Source organism: Marinobacter daepoensis DSM 16072, from assembly GCF_000421165.1.
Taxonomy (GTDB): domain Bacteria; phylum Pseudomonadota; class Gammaproteobacteria; order Pseudomonadales; family Oleiphilaceae; genus Marinobacter; species Marinobacter daepoensis.
This window is the reverse complement of record NZ_ATWI01000008.1, coordinates 280,925-304,863: the sequence shown is the minus strand read 5'-3', so window position 1 is coordinate 304,863 and position 23,939 is coordinate 280,925. Positions and strand designations below refer to the sequence as shown.

Below are 23,939 nucleotides of genomic sequence, written 5' to 3'. Positions count from 1 at the left end.
TTTCCCAATTCGTTAGATGGGAAAATAATCCCAAATTTTGCTTTTGTCCAGAAATTTCTGATGAAAGTTTTGTGAACCGGGCCGGGCAATGTGCCCCGCCCGGTCTATCAGTCGCCCATCAACTGGCGAATTCGCTGGTTAAGTCGTGCCACTTCGCGGCGCATATCGTGCACTTCGTCCAGCAATTCCAGCGACATGGCGAGCCCGGGCAGATTGAGTTTCAGGTCCCGTTGCAGGCGCAGCGCTTTGTGCAGACGGTCCAGGGCCACCACATCAAACTGCCACTGGGGGACTTCCGCCGCCTCACCCAGCGGCGTGATCACCCCGTAGCTCACCAGCTTGATCACGAACTCCGCATGGCACTCCCCCCGTTCGCAGATTTCTCTGAGGGTGAAAGTGGCACCATCGGCGTCTTCGAGGTCTACTGTCAGGATCTGGTCTTTTCTGGTCATGCTCCCCCCTCACACGTGCAACCTGCTGCGTGGATCAAACCCGTGTTCCAACTCGGCCAGTTGCTGGTAGAGCTTCTCTGCTTCCGCCGAATGCTGCTCCGGCATCGCCACCTGCAAAACCACAATCTGGTCGCCCGGATGTTTCCCTGGAAAGCCTTTCCCCTTGAGGCGGAGTTTCCGGCCACTGCTGGTTCCTTTCGGTACTTTGACGTTGACCTTGCCGCCCACGGTCGGCACCGTCACCGTTGCCCCCAATGCGGCTTCCCAGGGAGCCACGGGCACGGTCACCAGCACATCCCGCCCTTCAATCGAAAAGTGCGGATGAGGCGCCAGCTCGACCTCAATAAACAGATCACCGTTCTCGCCGCCACCCAGGCCGGGCGCACCCTGCCCTTTGAGGCGGATGTGTTGCCCTTCGCGCATGCCCGCCGGGATTTTCACTTTCAGGGTTTTCTGGCGAGGGACCAGACGGCCCTGAGGGTCCGGCTCATGAACGGTGAACGACAACTGTTTCTCACAACCGTTGAAGGCCTCTTCAAGAAACAGGGCCAGGCGGGCGTGGACATCCTCTCCCCGGCGCCTCATGTCCTGATGAAAGCCGCCCCCAAAACCTCGACGCGGCCCACCGCCAAACATCTGCTCGAAGAAGTCACTGAATTGCCGGGCATCGGCTTCTGTGTATCCTCCGCCCCCGAATCCGGATGCACTCTGCCACCCCGGTGGTGGCTGGAACGAGCCATCCGCCTGGGCACCATACTTGCGCAGCTGGTCGTATTCGGCCCGCTTCTCCGGGTCTTTCAGTACTTCGTAGGCCTCGCCAACGTCCTTGAACCGGTCGCTGGCATCGGCTTCTTTGCTGACGTCCGGGTGGTATTTCCGGGCAAGCTTGCGGTAAGCCTTCTTGATGTCCTCTGGTGGTGCAGCCTCACTCACCCCAAGGACGGCGTAATAGTCTTTGAACTCCATGATCTTCCTCGCAACTGAGCAAAAACTGATCTCTGCCTTCTTATATTTGACGCGGATGAGAAAATTACAAGGCGCACGATCTCTGGATTTGAGGCGGATCAAGGGCTGAGATGCGGTTCACACTCCCCGACAGATGACCCGATCTGACAACCACAAAGCCCTTTTCCTATTCTGGAAAGCCGGGATTCTGAACGATAGTAAAGGCGCAGTATCTGTAGACGAACCGTCTATCCCTTACCCAAGGAGTTCAAACAATGACAACTAATGAACGCCGTTCGTTCCTGCCTTCCTTTTCGCTGAAGGCGCTGAAACCTGCTGTAGCCCTGGGGGCCGCGCTTCTGTTCACCGGCTGCAGCGAGCTCGGTTACCTTCTCAGCAACGATACCGTGACCGACGCCGACAACAACCAGGTCGTTTTCGTGGGTGACTCCATTTTTGCCCTCTCGGGTGAAATCCAGAACCAACTGGAAGCCAGAGCCGGTGAAACCTTCCGGCGCTACACCGTCTCCGGTGCCGAGCTGTCTGGAGAACTGGTCGCCCCGTCCATTCCCAACCAGTTCCGGCAGGCCGTGGCCGACAACCCGGATATCGAGACCATTGTGGGCGATGCCGGCGGTAACGACATTCTGATTCCTGCGATTGCCTTTAACTCGAACAACTGCAAAACGCCGTGGTGGCGCTTTGGCCGCCTGAGCCAGCAATGTCGGGATTTCATTGATGACATCTATGTCGAAGGCGTGGATTTCCTGAACGAGATGGCGGGCGCCGGCGTTCAACAAGGCATTCTGACCGGCTACTACTACACCAAGAATGGCCTGTTCCTTCTGGACGACATGAAAGAAGCCATAGACTACGGCAATGCCACCCTGGCCCGGGTCTGCGAGAATTCCGTGCTGAACTGCACCTTTATAGACCCGCGCGGCGTGATCAACGACAGCGACATTATCTTCGATGGCATCCACCCTACCGACAGTGGATCGAAGAAGATCGCTGATCTGATCTGGCCCAGGCTGCAGCCACTGCTCTGACGCCGAAACACCCCTGCCTGCGGTTGCCCCAAACACCGCAGGCAGGGGTAATCTTCTGCAATGCCCATGGCCTCAAGCCACAGGATCGCCGCCATGAAACGACTCAAGCCAGCTATAGCTTTCAGTGCATTGGCCCTGCTGTTTGCCGGAAGTCTCTTTGACTGGCCTGCGCCCCAGAAACCCTCGGGCAAGCTTCCGTCTGCCACACCCGCGGCTCAGGCTCAGGAGCCAGCCACCCGGCCAGATACCAACGGTGATCACCGCGTTGTTGAACTGGCGGTTCACTATCTGGAACACTATGGCGACACCATCACCGGGCCGGCCACCCAGGCACGCCTGTATAATGAACGCATAGATCTGCTGGCACGATTCCCCGAATCCGGCACACAACTATTCCAGGCCGCCATCACCACCGCCTTTCCGGAACTGGCCGACACGATTTTCGCGTTGATGGCCAGTCTGGAACGCTACAATCGGTGGCTGGACAACCATGAACTACGCTTGCAGGGTCTGCCAGAAATGGAGCGGTATGCGGAGATCTGGCAACAGCGGGAGGCCATCTTTGGTGCACTGGCAAGCCAGATCTGGGCCGAGGAACAGAACCCGGTCGAAGCGAAATCGGCGCAACTACAGCAAACCCTGGCACGTCTGGACCAGGCTACAGAATTGCCACTGGCCGAACTGGCGCATCAGCTGAAAACGACCGCCGACGAACTCTACGGTATGGATCTGTCGAGACAACTGGCAGGCTCGGGCGCCACCGGCCACGCCCTGTTCACCATGGACAGCGTTCAGCAACAACTGGCCAGCCTGCCACCCGAACGGCGACAGCAGTCCATCAACGATCTGCGCCGACAGCTTGGGTATTCCGAGGACGCGGTTCAGGCGCTGGCCCGGGACGACCAACGCCGTGAGGAAAAATGGCAAGCGGGCAAGGCGTACATGGAGGAGCGGCGCACACTGACGGGCACGCTGAGTGGCGAGCCACTGAAAGCCGCACTCGTTGAACTCCGGCAGCGCCATTTCGGGTTCTCGGCCCCAACCATCGAACGGGAAGAGCGTGAAGGTTTTTTCCGTTTCCAGCGGGAGCGGCGTTACGGGTTGAACTGACAGGCCAGGTTCCATCCTCACAAACGCTTATAGCGGTTGCCTTTGCTATAAATGAGAATGGTGCGCTTTCTCTTCCCCATCTGCATCATGGAGGTCAGATTGAGCGCCGTTCACCAGCCTGAAAAAACCGGGCTTTCCACCCTGCTGATTGTCTTTGCCCTGGCCATGGGTGGTTTCGGTATTGGGACCGGAGAGTTTGCAATCATGGGGCTGATGCCCAACGTTGCTCAGGACCTTGGTGTATCCGAGCCGCAGGTGGGGCACCTGATTTCAACCTACGCGCTGGGTGTGGTGGTTGGCGCGCCCATTCTGGCCATCCTTGGGGCTCAGCTGTTCCGGCGCCAGCTGCTGATTGTTCTGATGGCCTTCTATGCATTGGGCAACCTTGCCAGTGCATTCGCCAGTAGCTACGAATCCCTGCTGCTTTTCCGGTTTATTGCAGGCCTTCCCCACGGTGCGTATTTCGGGGTTGCCGCTCTGGTGGCAGCGTCTCTGGTGCCTGCCCAGCAGCGCGCAAAAGCCGTCAGCCAGGTCATGATGGGGCTGACCCTGGCGCTGCTCATCGGTAACCCTTTGGCGACGGTTATGGGTCAATCCATGGATTGGCGCTACGCCTTCGGGTTTGTCGGTGCGGTCTCTCTGCTGACGGTGGTTCTGGTTGCGCTGTTTCTCCCGAAAGACCCGCACGAGCAACGACACAGCCCCCGAGACGAACTCAAGGCGTTCAACAAACCTCAGATCTGGCTGGCACTCGCCATCGGCTCTGTCGGGTTCGCTGGCATGTTCGCCGTGTTCAGCTATCTGGCGCCGACTCTGCTTGAAGTCACTCAGGTAGACGAAGTCTGGATACCGGTGGCACTCGTGGTGTTCGGGCTCGGCGGGTTCGTTGGCAACCTGCTGGGTGGCTGGCTGTTCGACCGCCTGCAATTCCGCGCGGTGGGCGTCATCCTTATCTTCAGTGCAGCAATTCTGAGCGCCTTCCCGTCTGCCACCGGCTCATTACCGGCCGTGCTCATTGCCTGTTTCCTGACCGCGCTGATGGTCGCCCTTGGGCCTGCCTTGCAGACCCACCTGATGGATGTTGCCTCTGGCGCGCAAACCCTGGCTGCGGCCTCTCACCATGCTGCCTTCAATCTGGCCAACGCCCTCGGCCCGTGGCTCGGCGGCCTGGCGATTACCGCCGGGTTTGGCTGGCAGTCCACCGGCTATGTGGGCGCCGCAACGGCTCTGGCCGGGTTGCTGATTTTTCTGGTGGCCTGGCGCCGCCCCGATCATGTGCCGGAGATGGCGACCTGATCCATCAGCGGGAACCGGGCTGTGCCAGCTGGGTACGCAAGGCCGCATCCATCGTTTCCAGGGCTTTCTCCGGGTCGGTCCACCAGTCGGTCGCCCAGACCCGGTAGAGGGTCCAGCCAAGCCCACCCATCACGCTTTGGCGAATGTTGTCCCGCTCCCGGGCAAAGGGCGCACTTCGGTACATTTCACCGTCGCACTCAATACCCGCCAGGTAGGTGCCCGGCACCTCCGGGTGAACAATACCAAGGTCGACCTGATACGCAGAAGCCCCAACCTGCGAATGAACTTCCCAGCCTTTGCGCTGGAGACCCTCCGCGACGGCGGCCTCAAATGGCGAGACAATATCGGCCACAGCCCCGGTGCCGCTGCGCCCAAAGGCCTGCACACCGCGTTCCGCAAACTCCATAAAGTGTTTCAGATCGGCTACAGCCCGGGCCTGGGTCCGGGACAAATCTATCACTTCCGGCGGCATGCTGGTGAAAACCATCATCCGGCTGCGAGCCCGGGTAAGCGCCACGTTCAAACGACGTTCGCCCCCGGTGCGGTTGAGAGGCCCAAAATCCATGGTGGTCCGGCCCGAACTGTCCGGGCCATAAGTGATGCTGAACAGAATCACGTCACGCTCGTCACCCTGAACCGTTTCCAGGTTTTTCACAAACACCGGTTCCAGCTGGCTTTCCTCGGAGAACGCCCACTCAATTGACGGATCTTTGGCCCGGGCCTCATCCAGCAGGTCTTCAATCAGTGCCTGCTGCTCGGTGTTGAAGGTCACCACACCGATGGACTGTTCCCGAACGTCCGGTTGATCGGAAGTAAGACGACGCACAATTTCTTTGACAATGGCTTTGGCTTCGTCCGGGTTTGTCCGCCCCGCTCCCCGACCATAGACACCGTTCACTCGCACCAGCGACACGCCATTATCCGGGTGTACCGGCGCGGGGAAGGTCACCAGCGAACTGTCGTAATATTGCCGGTTGGAGAAGGCGATCAGGCTTTCCCGTCGGGACCGGTAGTGCAGGTTCAGCACACTCTGGGGAATACTGGCGCCGATCAGCTCATCAAGGATACTCTCCAGGTCGCTCTCGCCATCGATATCGCCGTCCAGGTCGTCATCGGAACGGGAGAAGAAGTTGGTGGGCGGCATCTGTTTCGGGTCTCCGGCCACGATGACCTGCCGGCCGCGTGCCAGCGAGCCTATCGCATCCCCCACGGTGATCTGAGAGGCTTCATCGAAAATCACCACATCAAACAACGCCTGATCGGCCGCCAGGTACTGGGCAATCGAAAGCGGGGACATCATCAGGCACGGCGCCAGTGTGGTGACCACATCAGGGATGATCTGCATCATTTCCCGCACCGACTTGTGGCGGGCTTTTTTCTGCAACTCGTGGCGCAGAATGCCCCAGTGCGAGCTGCGGGTTACGTCACCCTGTTCGGGAATATGCCGTGACAATTCCGCCGCAATGTAGTCGGCGGTCAGCTTGCAGAACCGGGAATCCAGTTCCCGGAATCGCTGGATGGTTGCTTCATGTTCCGGTGCGGAGAAACCTCTCAGCACCGGGTTTTCGCCAATGACGGCTGCCGACCACCAGGAACAGTAGGCGGCCTCAAAAGCCCGGGGAATGTCGTCCGGCGCAACACGGCCCTCTTCAATGGCCACGACCAGGGGGCCAAGGTTCAGTTCACGGGCTTCTGTGCGGCGGCGAACCCAGGCACACCAGTCTCTCAGGGACGACTGATGCCCGGTTACCTGCTGGCACAGGTGAACTATCGCGTCACAGGCCGGTGCATCGCCGGGGAGAACATTGGCGAGCACCGAACCCGACAATGTTTCAAAACGCTCGCGTTGCTGATCAAAGGCAGCCGTAGCTTCCAGAAACCCGACAATCACCTTGCCGACAACCGCATCCGGCGCCAACAGATCGTTTCCGTCGTGCAGCAGTGTCCGGATACCGGCACGCAGGGCAATCAGGCTTTCCGCATCGTCGGCCAACCGGGTCACCCCCGCACGAACCCGTGTTCCAAGCGTGCGAAGCTCTTCAAGAACAGCGGTGTCTGTGTCATAGCGGGACCAGCCCCGCACGTTACTGAGCAGGCGATCCTGTTGGTCGATCTGGCCTCCGGTTTCCCGGAGTTCATGGAGCAGCGGAATGTCGTTCTCAGGCTCGGGGCGAGCCTGAGCGCCCCCCTGGCGAAGAAGGCTGCGCACCTTACGTTTGGCAAACCAGTTTTTGGGCCACCAGGTTGTTGCAGCCTCATCCCAGGCTGACGAGAGGCTGTCAGCATCCAGCTTCTGCCAGGCCAAAGGCTCGTACGGACAACTCAGCTTCGGCAGGGCCTCCTGATATCGTTCAAGATAAGGCAATACCGTCGCCATGCCTTCCAGTTGTTCCTGGCCATCGGGTTCCAGCGCAAAGGACACTCGTTTGCCACAGCACGCCAGCAAGGCGTCTCCCAGCTCAGCAATCGCCGTCAAGCGCGATAAGTCCACAGGCCCGATGTTAAGGCCGATGGCCTTGTCCATCTCTTCCAGATGCCCCGTCAACCGGGCCGCGCCTGCCTGCAGCGCTTTCGCGGCTTCAACCAGCCGCTCCTGCCACTGAGGGTCCCAGGCGTAATGGCTGACGACCTTGAGCGGATGGCGATCGAACTGCCCTACCGCTTTGGCCTGCACCTTCAACCACCCCGCCATGTCCCGGAGTTCTCGCAACTGCCGTTCATCATGGGCGTCGGACCGTTCCCAACCCAGCCGGATATCATTGGCATACGCGTGGTCGCGAACTTTGACCCCAATGGCATAGTGGGCCGTCAACCCGTTGCGGTGCGGTTCATGAAGCGCCTCGACCAGGCTGTTGAGGCTGTCGCGTTGCGCCTTCAGTCGATCGGCTTCCTCCTGCCACTGCGTAACCGGCGCCCGGGCGGCGTTAGCCCAGGACGCACCAAGCTGGGCCAGCACATCGGCTTTGCTGGCTTTGTTGGAATGCAGCTCCAGGCAGAACTGCCCCAGACCAACGTCCCGCAATCGGCGATGGACCACTTCCAGGGCGGCCGTTTTTTCAGACACAAACAGCACTTTCTTACCCTTCCCTAACAGATGGGCAATCAGGTTGCTGATGGTCTGACTCTTCCCGGTACCAGGCGGGCCAATGATGACGAAATCCTTCCCGAGATCGGCAGTGGCAATGGCCGACATCTGCGATGAGTCTGCCGGTAACGGGGTCAGAAAATCTGCAGGGCTGTATCGGGCATCGATATCACTGGCATCCACAAACCGGATATCGCTGTCGTACGGGTCACGCGGGGATTCAATCAGATGCCTGACGACCGGGCTTTCTTTCAGGGCAGTGGAGCGATCCACCAGATCTTTCCACATCAGGTATTTGGCAAAAGAGAAGTGCCCGAGAACGACATGTTCGGTCACTTCAAAACCGGCAACATCCTTGATGGCGTGGCGCACGGCGTTCCAGATACCGGGTATGTCCACGCCCTGCTCATCCCGGGGCAGTGCATCGTCAAAGCCGTGAATGTCGATGCCAAAATCCCGCCTCAGCATTTCCAGCAACGTGGTGTTGAATCTGGGCTCATCATCGTTGGCGATGATCCGGATGCCCTGCCGCACGGATTTGCGCTCAAGCGTGACCGGCAGTAACACCAGAGGCGCCTCGTACACCCGGTTGTTTTCTCTGGAACGCCAGAGCATGAACCCCATCGCGAGAAACAGCGTATTGGAACCGCCTTCCCGAAGCGACGTCTGCGCCCGGCGATAGATTTCAACCGCCCGGCGGTCCAGCTCACTCTGGGGCAGATCCACCAGAACCTGGTTTTTTCTGAAGGCGTCCTGGACATACGCCGCTTTGAGTTCTTCACCCGTGCGCTGCTGGTGCAGTTCAGAGTCCTGTTTTCGAGTCTGGGACCAGGGATAGGGCGCGATGGACACTTTCGCACCACTGGCAAGCAAGTCTTCCAGAGCCGCCGGAGCCACCGTCAGGATCGACAGACTGCTCACTCCATGGCGGTAGTTGAGAAGCGGGTTCCGGGCCGACAGGTCCAGCAGTTTTCTCTGCCAGCGCTCAACCCGGCCTTCCGGGGTATCGCGGGAAATAGCCTGTTCCAGATATTCCGGCGGGTTGGAATCCAGATCCGGCGCCTCGTCCAGCGTCAGCTCAGCACCACCATCGGTCTGCACGAACTTGGCCTCAGTCGCCGGGCTTTTCAGACTGATGGGGTTAAAGCGATGGGCTCTGGCTCTTCGAATGTCGACCGCGGCAATGAAGTCGGCATCACAAGACACCGACATCTGCTCGTTGCCCGCCGCGACGGCCCGTGAAAACGGCACCGGAGGGTGCTGGGTGGCCAGCGTAGTTTCGATCAGGATAAGTTCTTTCAGAGGAATCCGCTGGCGCAGAATCTGGGGGTCCCTCAACACAATGCCCGACAGGTCTTCGTCGTCCAGCCACAGGCCAACCAGAGCGTGGCCACGGGTCAGAACAATCATCGGGTTCAGGTTTGCCTGCTCAAAAGCAGCCGCCAATAACAGCGTTGAATCCAGACAGGTGGCCACCCGCCGGTCTTCGATCTGGCCCGGCAGGCGGATTTTCTGACCATTCCGTTCAAAGCTGGCCGGTGGCAATGCGTAGCTCACCTGCATGTTGACCACAGCAGAATAAATTGCCGAAGCCTGCAACCAGACCCGTTCCCGACTGCCAGACCGGTAACCGTCAATGGCATCGTGTTTACCCGCTCTGCGCAGAATCTGGCTGGCCTGGCCGAGCAAGCGATCGATGGCCGGATCATTCGGCGTGCAGAACGACGCCAGCAGCTCGGGCATGTACTCGGCGCCACCCCATTCGTTGCAGGCCAGCAATTCGACCGACAACACGCTTTCCGAAAGCACCCGGCCAGCCTGGAGCACCTGCACGGTCACCGTGCCACGCATGGATTCGTTCAGGTCGTAGAGAAAACCGCCATCCAGCTCCAGATCACGGTCTTTCACGCTCAGGAGTTCGTTAGGCGCCAGGTAGTCTACCTTCCATTCTTTGCGCTTCAGAAACGCCGGAGAGGCTTCCAGCACGATGGAACAGTCCCGCAAGCCGTTTGCGGTTTCCCGGTGCTGCACCTTCAGCTCACGCAATATGGCAAAGGCACTCTGGTGGCAGGCAAAGTTGATCTTATCCACAAACGTGGCGTGAATCTGTACGTCAGGTGCTCCCTGCTCAGACATCTGGCCTTCCTTCTCCAACGGGCTTGTTTGATCGGGTTATGAACAACGGTCTGGCATTGTAACCGATTCCCATCTATTCCTTTCCACCCCATTATTCCAATCGGCCATTTAGCGCCGAAACGCCGCAAGCCACCTCACGATACGGTCATTAGGATTCACCCCGGTAAGCCAGTAGAATAGCGTTTTTGCGCCCCATTTCCCGACACGGAGTGAAACACCCGACGGATGCCAAACCAGCCTCTGGTTCAGACCGGACACACCCCGGATTTGCTCCGGCAACTGGCGTCGTCTGGCGCCCGTGACGCCACGGACAGCCTGCCCTGCTTTGGGGAGCGGCTGAGCCGGCTATTCGGCCTGGGTGACACCATGACACTGGATGCCGCCATCGCCTTCCGCACGCGCCAGCCAGGCATGCCTCAGGACGCTATGGCAGACCGCCTGACGGGCGAGCTGGCCACCCTTCGCCAGGCTCTCGTCCGGCGCATTCAGGCGTATGGTGAAGAGCTGGACGCCGAGGGCGAATCCAGCTCCGAGCAGGCCCTGAATGCCTGGCTGGCCTTACAGCGAAAGGTGGCGGCCAACAGCCGGCAACTGCGGGACAAAGTTCGCAAGGCCATGAAAGACCAGGGCCAGACCCTGGCCCGGCTGGCCGCACTGGATGAGGTGTTTGATCACACCATGGCCGGGTATACGGCGCAGAGTTTTTCTTACATTCCGCGGGTTCTGGAACAACGGTTCGAGAACCCGCAGACAGCCTCCGGGCAAACCACGGATGGGTTCCACCGCTACTGCGAGGAAGCGCGGTCTTTGTTACTCGCTGAACTGGATGTTCGGCTGGAACCGGTACTGGGTTTGCTGGAGGCTTGCCACCACGAGGTTAACAAAACCCCATGAGTAAACTGTTTTTTACCCTGGCGTTCGTCATTGGCATTGCGGTGGTGAGCTGGATTGGCGCAGGCTTTATTCACTCAGACCTGCTGGCGCTCGCCTTCACCGGCATCATTGCCCTGGTCTATTGCCTGGGTTTCGGCGAGTTGGTGAATTTTCGTCGGCAAACCCGCCAGCTCACCCATCATATGGACCATCTTCCCTCTGGCCAGGAGCAGGTCACCGGCTGGGTGGCGGCACTGCCCCAGACGCTGCAGTTTCCGGTTCAGCGCCGGATTGAAGGCCACCCCGCCACACTGCCCGGGCCACCGCTCACCCCTTATCTGACCGGGCTGCTGGTGATGCTGGGCTTGCTGGGAACCTTCGCCGGGATGATTGTCACTCTGGGCGGCGCCGCCTCCGCACTCAATGACAGCACCGAGCTCAGTGCCATCCGCAGCGCCCTCGCTGCCCCCATCGCCGGGCTCAGCCTGGCTTTTGGCACCTCGATTGCCGGGGTGGCAGCGTCGGCCATGCTCGGACTTGCTTCGACCCTGAGCCGGCGGGACCGGCTGCTGGTTTCCCGGTCACTGGATACCGCTCTGCGCGAGAAACTGCACCACTTGTCCGCCGACCATCAGCGTCATCAGGCATTCCAGGCCCTGGAAACCCAGGCCAGCGCGTTGCCCGGGATGGCGCAAGCCATGGAGCGCATGACATCGCGGATGGAACACCTGGGGCAACAGCTGGAGCATTCACTCACCCGCAATCAGCAGGAATTTCATACTTCCGTGGGCAACCACTACCAGGCCCTCGCCGATTCCGTTGCTCAATCGCTGAAAGTGGCTCTGGATGACACCACCACGCAAGCAGCTGAGCGGGTGGAACCCATTGTCACAACGGCGATGGAACGGCTTCAAGACGGTGCCCGTGAGCTGCAGCAGAGCTGGGCCGACAAGGCGAACCAGCAACTGACAGAACTCGCCCAGGGGTTCCAGACCACGACGGCAGACGCTGGCGCACAATGGCAGCGGAATCTGGCTGAACAACAGCAACAGACAGCGAAAACACTGGAACACCTGGAGCACCACAGCCAACAGAATCAGCAGCAACTGCTGGATCAACTCCAGGCCTGGGTGACGGAAATGACCCGCCAGCATCAGCGCTCAATGGCGGAGCAGCAGAACCAGCTGGCCGGGCACGCCGAGCAACTGAACCGCTCGGCCGATGAGGTGGCGCGCCACTGGCAGACCGGCCTGTCCAGCCAGCAGGAGCAAAATGAACGCCTGCTTGCGTCTCTGACCGAATCCCTGGCCACTTATCAGGCGAATCTCCAGAGCAGCAGTACCGAACTGGTTGAGCATCAGAAGGCCGGCCTCGCCGATCTTGTTGAAACGATCAGCGCTCAGCTCTCGAATTTACGGTCGCAAGAAGCCGACCGGGCTCAGGCCGCCACTGAGCATCTGGAAAAGCTGGAAGGAACGGTTGCTGAGCACCTGGCCAGCCTGGGAGCCGCGCTGGAGCAGCCCATGACCCGCCTCATTGAAACGGCTTCGGAAACGCCGAAGGCCGCCGCCGAGGCGATTCGACAGTTGCAGACCGACATTGCCCGTAACAGTGAACGGGAAAATGAGCTGCTGGAGGAGCGCCAGCGCCTGGTGCAGGAGCTGGACAGCCTGCTGGAAAACCAACGCAATACCGCAGACCAACAACAGGCTGCCGTAGGGACCCTGATCCGTGGCGCCAGTGACACCCTGGCCGAGATCAGTGAACGGTTCAACACCCTGGTTCAGGAACAGAGCCAGAGGCTGGAACAATTGGGCGACGACATCAATGGCAGTAGCCAGGAAGTCGGCGCCCTCAGCGATGCGTTTACCCACGCCATTGAGCGCTTCAGCCAGTCAAATGAGCAGGTAACGACCAGCCTGGCTGAGATCCAGCAGGCGCTGGACAAAGCGGGCAACCGGCACGATGAGCAACTGGCCTACTACGTGGCGCAGGCCCGCGAGGTGATTGATCTGAGCGTCAGTGCCCAAAAAGACGTGATGGATGCCGCAGCGGCACTGCACCGGGCTGAAACCAGCGAGGCTGGCTGATGGAGCAACTCGACAGCAGCGAACAGCAATCGGCACCGGTCTGGGCCATCTTCTCAGATCTTATGGCGGCGCTGGTGGGCATACTGGCACTGATTCTGGTGTGGGTGATCGGGATTCAGCTGGAACTCAGCCAGTCGCTCGCGGAGGAAATCGAAAAACGGGAGGCGGAAGAGCAACGCCGGATTGCGCTGGAAGAGGCACTGGAAGACCCTCTGACCAAAGGCCTGGTCACGTTTCAGGATGGCCGCATCGGCATCAGCGGTAACGTCTTGTTCCAGCTGAACTCCGATCAGCTGCAGGCGGAGGGTAAATCCGTTCTGGAGTCCCTGATCGCGCCGCTCCAGACGTATCTGGAACAACACGATGAATTGTTGATGGTGAGCGGGTTCACCGATGATCTCCCCATGCACCCGGGCAATCGGTATCAGGATAACTGGGGGCTCTCGGCACAGCGGGCGCTCACCGTCACGCGATCGTTAACAGAGCTTGGTCTGCCCAATGACCGGGTATTCGCAGCGGCTTTCGGCCCGCACCATCCGGCCGTGCCCAATGTGGACGCCGAATCCCGGGCCCAGAACCGGCGGGTGGAGATCAGTACCGTGCCCCGGGCGACGCCCGGGGCGGAGGGCCAAAGACCATGACGCCCGCCCCCTCTCTGCTCCAGGCGCTCAGACAAAGCGGGGCTGATCAGTTCGATCCGGTACGCTTCCGCTATCTGGAATCGCTGGAACTGCGCCTTCAGGCGAAAGGTCTGACCGAGGGTCGGCACTGGCAGGCGCTGAGGCAGGCCGTGGCGGACTATACCGCCCGATCCCATCAGCCTGAGACGGCCTTCCAGACATCGACTGCCCCGAAAGGATCACCGCTGGCCGATCTGCTGAAGGTGCTTGATCAATCGTCAGACGCCCCGGCCCCGATGTATCGTTCGGCGCTTGAGGAACGCGTATTCGGCGGCGCCCGCACCGCCGAACACAAGCCCACCGCCCACAACTCCGGGGCACCACGCCCACTGAAGGCCATGGCCAGAGTCAAAGCCGAGCAGGGTTCGCGGAGGGTACAGGCCCGCATTCGTCAAGCCATCGAAAGCCCCCCCAAAGAAGCCGGGCCCATGAACGCGCATCGCCTGGTGAGCCGGGCGATTGCCGAAATGCAGGCACTCTCTCCGGAATATCTGAGGCGATTTGCGAATTACGCCGACACGTTGATGGCGTTGGAAAGGCTGGGCAGAAAGGGATAAAAAAAGCCCCCGGAGGACGGGGGCTTTGAATCGCTGTCGGGCTTACTTAACCTTTGGGTCCAGCTCTCCGGCGGCGTAGCGCTCAAACATCTGTTCGAGGTTGACCGGCTTGATCTTGCTGGCTTGGCCGGCGCAGCCGAACGCTTCGTAGCGGGCAACGCAGATGTCGGTCATGGCAACCATGGTCGCCTTGAGGAATTTGCGCGGGTCAAATTCCGCCGGGTTCTGCGCCATGAAGCGACGTACCGCACCGGTGGAGGCCAGGCGCAGGTCGGTATCGATGTTGACCTTGCGCACGCCGTGTTTGATACCTTCAACGATTTCTTCAACCGGCACACCGTAGGTTTCCGGAATCTCACCACCGAATTCGTTGATGACTTTCAGCCACTCCTGGGGCACTGAGCTGGAGCCGTGCATAACCAGGTGGGTATCGGGAATACGGGCGTGGATGGCTTTGATCTGGTCGATGGCCAGGATGTCACCCGTGGGCGGACGGGTAAATTTATAGGCACCGTGGCTGGTACCGATGGCGATGGCCAGCGCGTCCACCTGGGTTTTCTTGACGAAGTCTGCAGCTTCTTCCGGGTCGGTCAGCATCTGGTCGTGGTCCAGGGTGCCTTCGGCGCCGATGCCGTCTTCTTCACCGGCTTGTCCGGTTTCCAGTGAACCCAGGCAGCCCAGTTCGCCTTCTACAGACACACCGCAGGCATGGGCCATTTCCACGGTACGACGGGTCACGTCGACGTTGTATTCGTAGTCTGTCGGAGTTTTGCCATCTTCACCCAGGGAGCCGTCCATCATGACGGAGCTGAAGCCCAGCTGGATGGAGCGCTGGCAGACCGCCGGGCTGGTGCCGTGGTCCTGGTGCATAACCACCGGGATGTGCGGAAATTCTTCAATGGCGGCCAGGATCAGATGGCGCAGGAACGGGGCACCGGCGTATTTACGGGCACCGGCAGAGGCCTGGACAATCACCGGGGAGTCGGTTTTGTCAGCGGCTTCCATGATGGCGCGCATCTGTTCGAGGTTGTTTACGTTAAAGGCTGGCACACCGTAACCATGCTCGGCGGCGTGGTCGAGAAGTTGCCGCAGCGAAATCAGGGCCATGGGTTGTCTCCTTCGTTGACTTTTGATGTTGGGATTCTTGGTTTTGCCGCGGACTTAGGCACAAGACATGGCCTTGGAGTCTGCGGCGGAGGGTGGGGTATTGCTTTCGCGGAACCGCTACGAGCACATCCATGTGCGCTTCTCTCAGGCCATCCATGGCCTTCGAAATTCCGCGAAAGCAATACCCCACCCTCCTTGCGATTTTGGCGTTGTTTGTTGCCGCCGGTTTGGGGCGGCAACTGGATTATTCGCCTCTTTCTTCCAGTACTGCTACGGCCGGCAGGGTTTTGCCTTCCACGAATTCCAGGAATGCGCCGCCGCCGGTGGAGATGTAAGAGATCTTGTCAGCTACGCCGTATTTGTCAACGGCTGCAACGGTGTCGCCGCCGCCCGCCAGGGAGAAAGCGCCGCTTTCGGCGATGGCGTTGGCCAGGGCTTTCGTGCCGTTGCCGAACTGATCGAATTCAAACACGCCGACCGGGCCGTTCCACAGGATGGTTTTGGCGTTTTTCAGCAGTTCAGCGAACTGGCCAGCAGTTTCCGGGCCTACGTCGAGGATCATGTCGTCGGCACTGACGTCGGCGGCATTCTTGGTGGTTGCTGTGGCAGTTTCAGCGAATTCGCTGGCGACGACCACATCGACCGGCAGCGGGATTTCCACGCGACTGGCGATGTCTTTGGCGGTGTCGACCAGATCGTGTTCACACAGGGATTTACCAACCGGCTGGCCTGCGGCAGCCAGGAAGGTGTTGGCGATGCCACCACCCACAATGATCTGGTCACAGACTTTTTCCAGGGCGTTGAGCACGTCCAGCTTGGTGGAGACTTTGGAACCGCCAACGATGGCAACCACCGGCTTGGCCGGGTTATCCAGAGCTTTCCCAAGGGCCTCAAGCTCAGCCGCCAGCAGCGGGCCGGCGCAAGCTTCGGGAGCGAACCGGGCCACGCCATGGGTGGAAGCCTGGGCGCGGTGGGCGGTGCCGAAGGCGTCCATTACGTAGACATCGCACAGGGCGGCGTATTGTTTGGCCAGCTCTTCGTTGTCTTTCTTTTCGCCTTTGTTGAAGCGTACGTTTTCAAACAGTACGACTTCACCATCGGCTACTTCTACACCACTCAGGTAGTCTTGGACCAGACGCACGTCCTGGCCCAACAGGGTCGACAGGTGTTCAGCCACGGGCTTCATGGAGGAGGCTTCGTCGTAGACGCCTTCTTCCGGGCGACCGAGATGAGACATCAACATGACTTTCGCGCCGGCATCCCTGGCGGCTTTAATGGTGGGCAACGAGGCACGGATACGTGCATCGCTGGAGACTTTACCGTCTTTGACCGGTACGTTCAGGTCCTCACGAATCAGAACCCGCTTGCCGGCGAGATTCAGGTCAGTCATTTTCTTGATGGCCATTGCTTCGTCCTTAAGTTTTCAAATCGTCACGATGGGGATGCCCCCGTTTCTAATCAGATCTTACTGAGCCAGGCTTTGCTCACATCCAGCATGCGGTTGGCAAACCCCCACTCGTTGTCGAACCAGCACAAGACTTTCACCATGGTGCCGCCGGTGACCCGGGTCTGTCCGCCGTCGACGATACCGGAGTGGGCGTCGTGGTTGAAGTCAGAGCTGGCCAGCAGTTCATCGGTGTAGCCGAGAATTCCATTCAATGGCCCTTTTGCAGCATTTGCCAGTAACCGGTTAACCGCCTCAACGGAGGTGGCGGTGCCAACGTTCACAACCATATCAATGGCCGAGACGTTCAGAGTAGGCACGCGCATCGCCACAGAACTGAACCGGCCTTCCATGTGAGGTAGCAGGCGTTCAATGCCACGGGAAAGGCCCGTTTCTACCGGGACAATGTTGTGCAGGGCACTGCGGGTGCGCCGCAGGTCCTGATGATGATAGGCATCGATCACCGGCTGATCATTCATGGCGGCATGAATGGTGGTGGTACTGCCCTGCTCCACGCCAAAGGCCTCGTCCAGAACTTTGATGACCGGGACCAGGCAATTGGTGGTACAGGAGCCCGCTGCGACAATCACATCGTCACCGTTCAGGTCGGCTTCGTTAATCCCGAAAACCACGGTACGGTCGACGTCCGGATCACCCGGTTGGGAGAACAGCAGGCGGTGGGCTCCGGCGTCTATGTGCTTCCGGGCAGTCGCCGGATCGGAATAGGCACCGGAACATTCCAGCACCAAGTCCACATCCAGCAGCCGCCAGGGCAGCTCGGCCGGGTCTGGGTGCCGCAGCACGCGGATACGATCACCATTCACCACCAGGTGGTCGCCATCCACCGCCACTTCTCCGTGAAACCGCCCGTGGGTGGAGTCGTACCGGGTCAGGTGGGCGATGGTGTCGATATCCGACAACTCATTTATCGCGACCACCTGAAGATGGTCGCGATAGCCGTTTTCATACAGTGCCCGCAACACACACTGGCCAATACGGCCGTAGCCATTGATGGCAATGCGAAACGGCGTTGGGTTGCTCATCAGGCGTCCAGCAGTTCGTCAGCCACTTCGAGGATGTTTTCGACCGTAAAGCCGAATTCCCTGAACAGTTCGCCAGCCGGCGCAGACTCACCAAAGGTCGTCATACCGATCACCCGGCCGTCCAGGCCCACGTACTTGTACCAGTAATCAGCAATGCTGGCTTCAATGGCGATGCGGTTGGTGACTTCCAGCGGCAATACCTGCTGCTTGTATTCTGCGCTCTGGGCATCGAACACGTCGGTCGACGGCATAGACACCACACGCACGGCTTTGCCCTGCTCTCGCAGTTTGGTGGCCGCGTCCTGAGCCAGACCGATTTCACCACCGGTAGCGATCAGGATCAGCTCGGGTACGCCTTCGCAGTCAGACAGCACGTATCCGCCTTTGGCGACGTTGGCCAATTGCTCAGCATCGCGTTGCTGATGTGGCAGCCCCTGGCGGGAGAACACCATGGCTGTGGGGCCGTCCTTGCGCTCAAGCGCAGCTTTCCACGCCACCGCGGATTCCACGGTGTCCGCCGGGCGCCAGGTGCTCATGTTCGGCGTGGTGCGCAGGCTGGCCAGTTGTTCGATCGGCTGATGCGTGGGGCCGTCTTCACCCAGGCCAATGGAATCGTGGGTGAACACATAGATGGAGCGCTGCTTCATCAGGGCTGCCATGCGTACGGCGTTGCGGCAGTATTCCATAAAGATCAGGAAGGTTGCGCCATAAGGTACAAAACCGCCGTGCAGGGCGATACCGTTCATGATGGCGGCCATGCCGAATTCGCGGACACCGTAATAGATGTAGTTACCAGAGGCGTCTTCTTTGGTGACGCCCTTACAGCCAGACCAGATGGTCAGGTTGGAACCGGCCAGGTCGGCAGAGCCTCCCATCAGTTCCGGCAGCAGCGGGCCGTAGGCATTGAGAGAATTCTGGGATGCCTTACGGGAAGCCACGGTTTCGCCTTTGTCCTGGCACTCCTGGATGTATGCCTGAGCCTTTTCAGCGAAGTCAGCGGGCAGGTCGCCTGCCATCCGGCGCTGGAACTCGGCAGCCAGTTCCGGCTCAGCCTTTTCATAGGCGGCAAATTTGGCGTCCCACTCGCTCTGGGCAGCCGCGCCTTTTTCTTTACCATCCCAGGCAGCGTAAATGTCTGCCGGAATCTCGAACGGGCCGTACTGCCAGCCGAGGGCTTCACGGGTCAGTGCGATCTCATCGTCACCCAGCGGAGCGCCGTGGCAATCTTCTTTACCCTGCTTGTTCGGAGAACCGAAACCGATGATGGTTTTGCAGCAGATAATGGTGGGCTGTTCGGTGTTGGCGCGGGCCTGCTCAACCGCCGCGCGAATGGCGTCGGCATCGTGGCCGTCAACCGCCGGAATCACCTGCCAGCCGTAGGATTCAAACCGTTTGGGTGTGTCGTCGGTAAACCAGCCTTCGACCTCACCATCGATGGAAATGCCGTTGTCGTCGTAGAAGAAGATCAGTTTGCCCAGGCCCAGGGTGCCCGCCAGGGATGCCACTTCGTGGGAAATGCCTTCCATCAGGCAGCCGTCGCCCAGGAACGCATACGTGTAGTGATCAACAATCTCGTGGCCGGGGCGGTTGAACTGGGCCGCCAGGGCCTTTTCAGCGAGCGCGAAACCAACCGCATTGGCAATGCCCTGTCCCAGCGGGCCGGTGGTGGTTTCAACGCCCGGCGTGTAGCCGTACTCCGGATGCCCCGGGGTTTTGGAGTGCAACTGGCGGAAGTTTTTCAGATCATCAATGCTGACGTCGTACCCGCTCAGGTGCAGCAGGGAATACTGCAGCATGGAGCCATGGCCGTTGGAAAGCACAAAGCGGTCGCGGTTGGCCCACTGCGGGTTGGCCGGGTTGTGGCTCAGGTAATCGTTCCACAGCACCTCGGCGATATCCGCCATACCCATGGGCGCACCCGGGTGGCCGGACTTGGCTTTCTGAACCGCATCCATGCTCAGCGCGCGAATGGCGTTGGCGAGATCTTTACGGGACGGCATTGACAATTCTCCAGTGTTTTTCAGGAAAAGACTTCAAGCTGCAAAAACTGCTCAAAAAGAAGGCGCGTATTTTCGCCGATTACGGTGTGTCGGGGCAAATCCATATGTAGTGGTTTTCCGATGGCGCCGGCACAAAATCACCAAAGCGACTGATTTCACAGAACTCACAAATCTATATCAAAAAATTTTGATATGGCTATTGAACAACCAACCGAACGTCCCTAAACTTGCCAACCATGACCTCACTCAATGCACATGCGAACGAACTGTCTTCAGTGGACACTCTGGCCCCGGTCTTCAAGGCGAGCGGGGACCCGCTTCGGCTGGAGATTTTACGGGTGCTGCGCCGGGATACCTTTGGCGTGCTTGAGCTGAGCCAGATGTTCGACATGCGCCAGTCCGGCATGAGCCATCACCTTAAGGTGATGCATAAAGCCGGGCTGCTGGAGCCCCAGAGAGAAGGCAACGCGATTTTCTACCGCCGCCCCCTCAATCTGGACAGCGACAAACTGACAGACCAGGCCATTCGCCAGATCTTCGAGACCGTGGACCGGGTCCCCCTGCCCCGGCATCTTGAGGAAAAAATCGAAGCGGTCCGGGTGCAGCGGGCCGAGCAGTCACAGGTTTTTTTCTCCCGGCATTCGGAGCAGTTCCGGGAACAGCAGGAACTGATTGCGGCCTTTGACCTTTACGCAGAGCCCACTGCAGAGCTGATTCGCAAGCGAGCAGCCCGGCAGTCCTGGCAGAGCGTGCTGGAAATAGGCCCCGGGGAAGGCGGTTTTCTACCCGTACTCTCGGAGCTGTTTCAGCACGTAGTCGCGCTGGACAACAGCAAAGACATGCTGGCCAAGGCAACCCGCACCTGCATTGATGAGCGGCTGAACAACGTCGATCTGATTGAAGGCGTAACCGATACCCTGCTGGCCCGGGGTGATGCCTTTGATCTGATTGTGGCCAACATGGTGCTGCACCATGTGCCCAGCCCCGCTGACATCTTTCTGGATGCAGCCGCTCTGATGAACAACCACGGTTGCCTGATCGTCAGCGACCTGTGCAGCCACGATCAGGACTGGGCCAAGGAAAACTGCGGAGACCTCTGGCTGGGCTTTGAACCGGAAGAACTGACCGCCTGGGCAGGCGATGCCGGGCTGGTCGCCGGAGAGCAATTGTTTATTGGCCTGCGCAATGGATTTCAGGTGCAGGTCCGGGAGTTCTGGAAAACCACGGAAGCGGCGTAGGACGACGCCACAATTCAAATATCAAAACTTTTTGATATGGGTGTAGGTAGTAGTACGTATGCCCGAACAACAACCAAAAGGCAACCGGACAGCCCTACCGGACTGACACGGTACGAATTAGTAATCGCTCAAGAGGAGCACACCTATGTCTGACTACAACATCTTTACTTCCGAATCGGTCTCCGAAGGCCACCCGGACAAACTGGCGGATCAGATTTCCGACGCGGTTCTGGACGCTATCCTGACCGATGACCCACACGCCCGCGTGGCCTGTGAAACCATGGTTAAAACCGGTGTCGCCATTGTCGGTGGCGAAATCACCACCAGCGCATGGGTCGACCTGGAAGAACTGGTGCGCGGAGTGATCAAAGACATTGGCTACACCTCCTCTGAAGTGGGCTACGACGGCGACACCTGTGGTGTGATCAACATCATTGGTAAACAGTCGGTCGACATCGCTCAGGGCGTGGACCGCCAGAAACCGGAAGATCAGGGCGCTGGCGATCAGGGCCTGATGTTCGGTTATGCCAGCAACGAAACCGACGTGCTGATGCCCGCTCCGATCACCTTCTCGCACCGTCTGGTTCAGCGCCAGGCTGAGGCCCGCAAAAGCGGCCTGCTGCCGTGGCTGCGTCCGGACGCCAAGAGCCAGGTCACCTGCCGCTATGAGAATGGCAAAGTGGTTGGCATCGACGCCGTGGTTCTGTCGACCCAGCACGATCCCGATGTTTCCCAGAGCGATCTGAAAGAAGCCGTGATGGAACTGGTGGTCAAACACACCCTGCCGGCAGAGCTGCTGCACAAGGACACCCAGTTTCACATTAACCCGACCGGCAAGTTCGTCATCGGTGGGCCGGTGGGCGACTGTGGCCTGACCGGCCGTAAGATCATCGTAGACACCTATGGCGGCATGGCCCGTCACGGTGGTGGCGCCTTCTCCGGCAAAGACCCCTCAAAGGTTGACCGTTCTGCCGCCTACGCTGGCCGTTATGTTGCCAAAAACATTGTGGCCGCTGGCCTGGCCGGGAAATGTGAGATTCAGGTGTCCTACGCCATCGGCGTCGCCCAACCGACCTCCATATCTCTGAATACCTTCGGCACAGGCAAGATCAGCGACGACAAGATCATCGACCTGGTGCGGGCACACTTCGACCTGCGCCCGTACGCGATCACCAACATGCTGGACCTGCTGCACCCGATGTACCGGGCCACCGCAGCCTACGGCCACTTCGGCCGTGATCCATACGAAATGACGGTTGGCGGCAAGACCTTCACCGCGTTCCCATGGGAGAAGACTGACCGTGCTGCGGCTTTGAAAGACGCTGCAGGTATCTGACGCTTCCGGGCCTGACTCTTGGAGTTGGGCCTTTATTTTGGCCCAGCCCAACTCCGATCACACCCATACAGGCGGTACTCACAACGTTCCGGGACCGCAAGAAAAGACCAACAGGAGATCACCATGAGCAGCTTCGAAGACTACAAAGTCCGCGACATCACCCTCGCCGACTGGGGCCGCAAGGAAATCAACATCGCCGAAGGCGAAATGCCCGCGCTCATGCGCCTGCGTGAAAAATACAAAGCAGACCAGCCGCTGAAAGGCGCCAACATCATGGGCTGCATCCACATGACCATCCAGACCGCCGTCCTGATCGAAACCCTGATCGAACTCGGCGCCAACGTCCGCTGGTCATCGTGCAACATTTTCTCAACCCAGGACCAGGCCGCTGCTGCCATCGCCGCTGCCGGCATCCCGGTCTTTGCCTGGAAAGGCGAAACCGACGAAGAGTACGAGTGGTGCCTGCACAAAACCGTCGGCGCAGACATTGATGGCTGGGAACCCAACATCATTCTGGACGATGGCGGCGATCTGACCGAACTGCTGCACAAAGAGTACCCGCAGATCATTGCCAAGTGCCACGGTGTCACCGAAGAAACCACCACCGGCGTGCATCGCCTGCACGAAATGCTGCGTGACGGCACCCTGAAAATCCCGGCGATCAACGTGAACGACTCGGTGACAAAATCCAAGAACGACAACAAGTATGGCTGCCGCCATAGCCTGAACGACGCCATCAAGCGCGCCACCGACCATCTGCTGTCCGGCAAAAAAGCGCTGGTGATCGGCTATGGCGATGTGGGCAAAGGCTCCGCCCTGTCCCTGCGCCAGGAAGGCATGATCGTGAAGGTCACCGAGGCCGACCCGATCTGCGCCATGCAAGCCTGCATGGACGGTTTTGAGGTGGTCTCCCCGTACATTGACGGCATCAACACCGGCACCGAACAGGGCATCAACAACGACCTGCTGGCCAATACCGACCTGCTGGTGACCACCACCGGTAACGTTAACGTCTGCGATGCCAACATGCTCAAGGCCCTGAAAAGTGGCGCTGTAGTGTGCAACATTGGCCACTTCGACAACGAAATCGACACCGCCTACATGCGCAAGAACTGGGAATGGGACGAGGTGAAACCGCAGGTTCACGTCATTTACCGTGACAAGGCCGCCAATGATCACCTGATTCTGTTGTCGGAAGGCCGCCTGGTGAACCTCGGTAACGCCACTGGTCACCCCTCCCGCATCATGGATGGCTCATTCGCCAACCAGGTGCTGGCGCAAATGTATCTGTTTGAGCGTAAGTTTGCCGACCTGCCGGAAGAATCCAAGGCCAAAGGTGTTTACGTTCAGGTACTGCCCAAGCAACTGGACGAAGAAGTGGCTCGCGCCATGGTAGAAGGCTTTGGCGGCGTGATCACCAAAATGACGCCGGATCAGGCCAAATACATCGGCGTACCGGTCGAAGGTCCGTACAAGCCGGAAACCTACAGGTACTAAG

Annotated in this window: 17 protein-coding genes; 10 read left to right on the top strand and 7 right to left on the bottom strand. The window is 59.4% G+C overall.

Annotated elements, in window-relative coordinates; translation table 11 throughout:
* Nucleotides 1-107 precede the first annotated feature (107 nt).
* Both K325_RS0101920 and K325_RS0101915 read right to left on the bottom strand, forming a co-directional pair.
* Nucleotides 108-452: a chaperone modulator CbpM gene (locus tag K325_RS0101920; protein WP_029652565.1), complete on the bottom strand. Its 345-nt coding sequence runs from the start codon at nucleotides 450-452 to the stop codon at nucleotides 108-110.
* A 9-nt stretch (nucleotides 453-461) separates the two neighbouring features.
* The gene (locus K325_RS0101915) at nucleotides 462-1,418 is read right to left on the bottom strand and encodes a DnaJ C-terminal domain-containing protein (protein WP_029652564.1); all 957 of its coding nucleotides are present in this window, start codon (nucleotides 1,416-1,418) and stop codon (nucleotides 462-464) included.
* A gap of 254 nt (nucleotides 1,419-1,672) precedes the next feature.
* Between K325_RS0101915 and K325_RS0101910 the strand changes: the two genes are divergently transcribed.
* The 3 genes from K325_RS0101910 to K325_RS0101900 all read left to right on the top strand — a co-directional run bounded on the left by K325_RS0101910 (nucleotide 1,673) and on the right by K325_RS0101900 (nucleotide 4,852).
* The gene (locus K325_RS0101910; protein ID WP_029652563.1) at nucleotides 1,673-2,446 is read left to right on the top strand and encodes an SGNH/GDSL hydrolase family protein; all 774 of its coding nucleotides are present in this window, start codon (nucleotides 1,673-1,675) and stop codon (nucleotides 2,444-2,446) included.
* 93 nt (nucleotides 2,447-2,539) lie between these two features.
* Nucleotides 2,540-3,556, top strand: coding sequence for a hypothetical protein (locus K325_RS0101905; RefSeq protein WP_029652562.1), 1,017 nt, complete (start codon nucleotides 2,540-2,542; stop codon nucleotides 3,554-3,556).
* Between the two features lie 87 nt (nucleotides 3,557-3,643).
* Nucleotides 3,644-4,852, top strand: coding sequence for an MFS transporter (locus tag K325_RS0101900; protein ID WP_029652561.1), 1,209 nt, complete (start codon nucleotides 3,644-3,646; stop codon nucleotides 4,850-4,852).
* Between the two features lie 4 nt (nucleotides 4,853-4,856).
* On the opposite strand, the gene K325_RS0101895 is transcribed toward K325_RS0101900, so the two are convergent.
* Entirely contained in the window at nucleotides 4,857-10,073 is a 5,217-nt protein-coding gene (locus K325_RS0101895; protein WP_036192855.1) for a DUF4011 domain-containing protein, read from the bottom strand.
* Between the two features lie 225 nt (nucleotides 10,074-10,298).
* Between K325_RS0101895 and K325_RS0101890 the strand changes: the two genes are divergently transcribed.
* The 4 genes from K325_RS0101890 to K325_RS0101875 are packed head-to-tail and all read left to right on the top strand — an operon-like array spanning nucleotide 10,299 to nucleotide 14,273.
* On the top strand, nucleotides 10,299-10,967 hold the full coding sequence (locus K325_RS0101890; protein WP_029652559.1) for a DUF3348 family protein: 669 nt from the start codon (nucleotides 10,299-10,301) through the stop codon (nucleotides 10,965-10,967).
* On the top strand, nucleotides 10,964-13,036 hold the full coding sequence (locus tag K325_RS0101885) for a DUF802 domain-containing protein (RefSeq protein WP_029652558.1): 2,073 nt from the start codon (nucleotides 10,964-10,966) through the stop codon (nucleotides 13,034-13,036). The genes K325_RS0101890 and K325_RS0101885 overlap by 4 nt, the downstream gene beginning before the upstream one ends.
* Complete coding sequence (locus K325_RS0101880; RefSeq protein WP_029652557.1) at nucleotides 13,036-13,677, top strand: OmpA family protein; 642 nt, start codon at nucleotides 13,036-13,038, stop codon at nucleotides 13,675-13,677. The genes K325_RS0101885 and K325_RS0101880 overlap by 1 nt, the downstream gene beginning before the upstream one ends.
* A complete protein-coding gene (locus K325_RS0101875) occupies nucleotides 13,674-14,273 on the top strand; it encodes a DUF2894 domain-containing protein (protein ID WP_029652556.1) in 600 nt (199 codons plus the stop codon). The genes K325_RS0101880 and K325_RS0101875 overlap by 4 nt, the downstream gene beginning before the upstream one ends.
* Nucleotides 14,274-14,315: 42 nt before the next feature.
* Here the strand turns inward: K325_RS0101875 and fba are convergent, their stop codons facing one another.
* The 4 genes from fba to tkt all read right to left on the bottom strand — a co-directional run bounded on the left by fba (nucleotide 14,316) and on the right by tkt (nucleotide 19,867).
* Complete coding sequence (fba, locus tag K325_RS0101870; protein ID WP_029652555.1) at nucleotides 14,316-15,380, bottom strand: class II fructose-bisphosphate aldolase; 1,065 nt, start codon at nucleotides 15,378-15,380, stop codon at nucleotides 14,316-14,318.
* Nucleotides 15,381-15,624: 244 nt separating this feature from the next.
* Nucleotides 15,625-16,785, bottom strand: coding sequence for a phosphoglycerate kinase (locus tag K325_RS0101865; RefSeq protein ID WP_029652554.1), 1,161 nt, complete (start codon nucleotides 16,783-16,785; stop codon nucleotides 15,625-15,627).
* A 53-nt stretch (nucleotides 16,786-16,838) separates the two neighbouring features.
* On the bottom strand, nucleotides 16,839-17,867 hold the full coding sequence (locus K325_RS0101860) for a type I glyceraldehyde-3-phosphate dehydrogenase (RefSeq protein WP_029652553.1): 1,029 nt from the start codon (nucleotides 17,865-17,867) through the stop codon (nucleotides 16,839-16,841).
* Nucleotides 17,867-19,867, bottom strand: coding sequence for a transketolase (gene tkt / locus K325_RS0101855; protein ID WP_029652552.1), 2,001 nt, complete (start codon nucleotides 19,865-19,867; stop codon nucleotides 17,867-17,869). The genes K325_RS0101860 and tkt overlap by 1 nt, the downstream gene beginning before the upstream one ends.
* Nucleotides 19,868-20,103: 236 nt before the next feature.
* Here tkt and K325_RS0101850 point away from each other — a divergent pair, with 236 nt between their 5' ends.
* From K325_RS0101850 to ahcY, 3 genes are all read left to right on the top strand, one after another.
* Nucleotides 20,104-21,105: a metalloregulator ArsR/SmtB family transcription factor gene (locus K325_RS0101850; RefSeq protein ID WP_029652551.1), complete on the top strand. Its 1,002-nt coding sequence runs from the start codon at nucleotides 20,104-20,106 to the stop codon at nucleotides 21,103-21,105.
* A gap of 145 nt (nucleotides 21,106-21,250) precedes the next feature.
* The gene (gene metK / locus K325_RS0101845) at nucleotides 21,251-22,441 is read left to right on the top strand and encodes a methionine adenosyltransferase (RefSeq protein ID WP_029652550.1); all 1,191 of its coding nucleotides are present in this window, start codon (nucleotides 21,251-21,253) and stop codon (nucleotides 22,439-22,441) included.
* A gap of 123 nt (nucleotides 22,442-22,564) precedes the next feature.
* Entirely contained in the window at nucleotides 22,565-23,938 is a 1,374-nt protein-coding gene (gene ahcY, locus K325_RS18525; RefSeq protein ID WP_029652549.1) for an adenosylhomocysteinase, read from the top strand.
* Nucleotide 23,939: the final 1 nt, after the last annotated feature.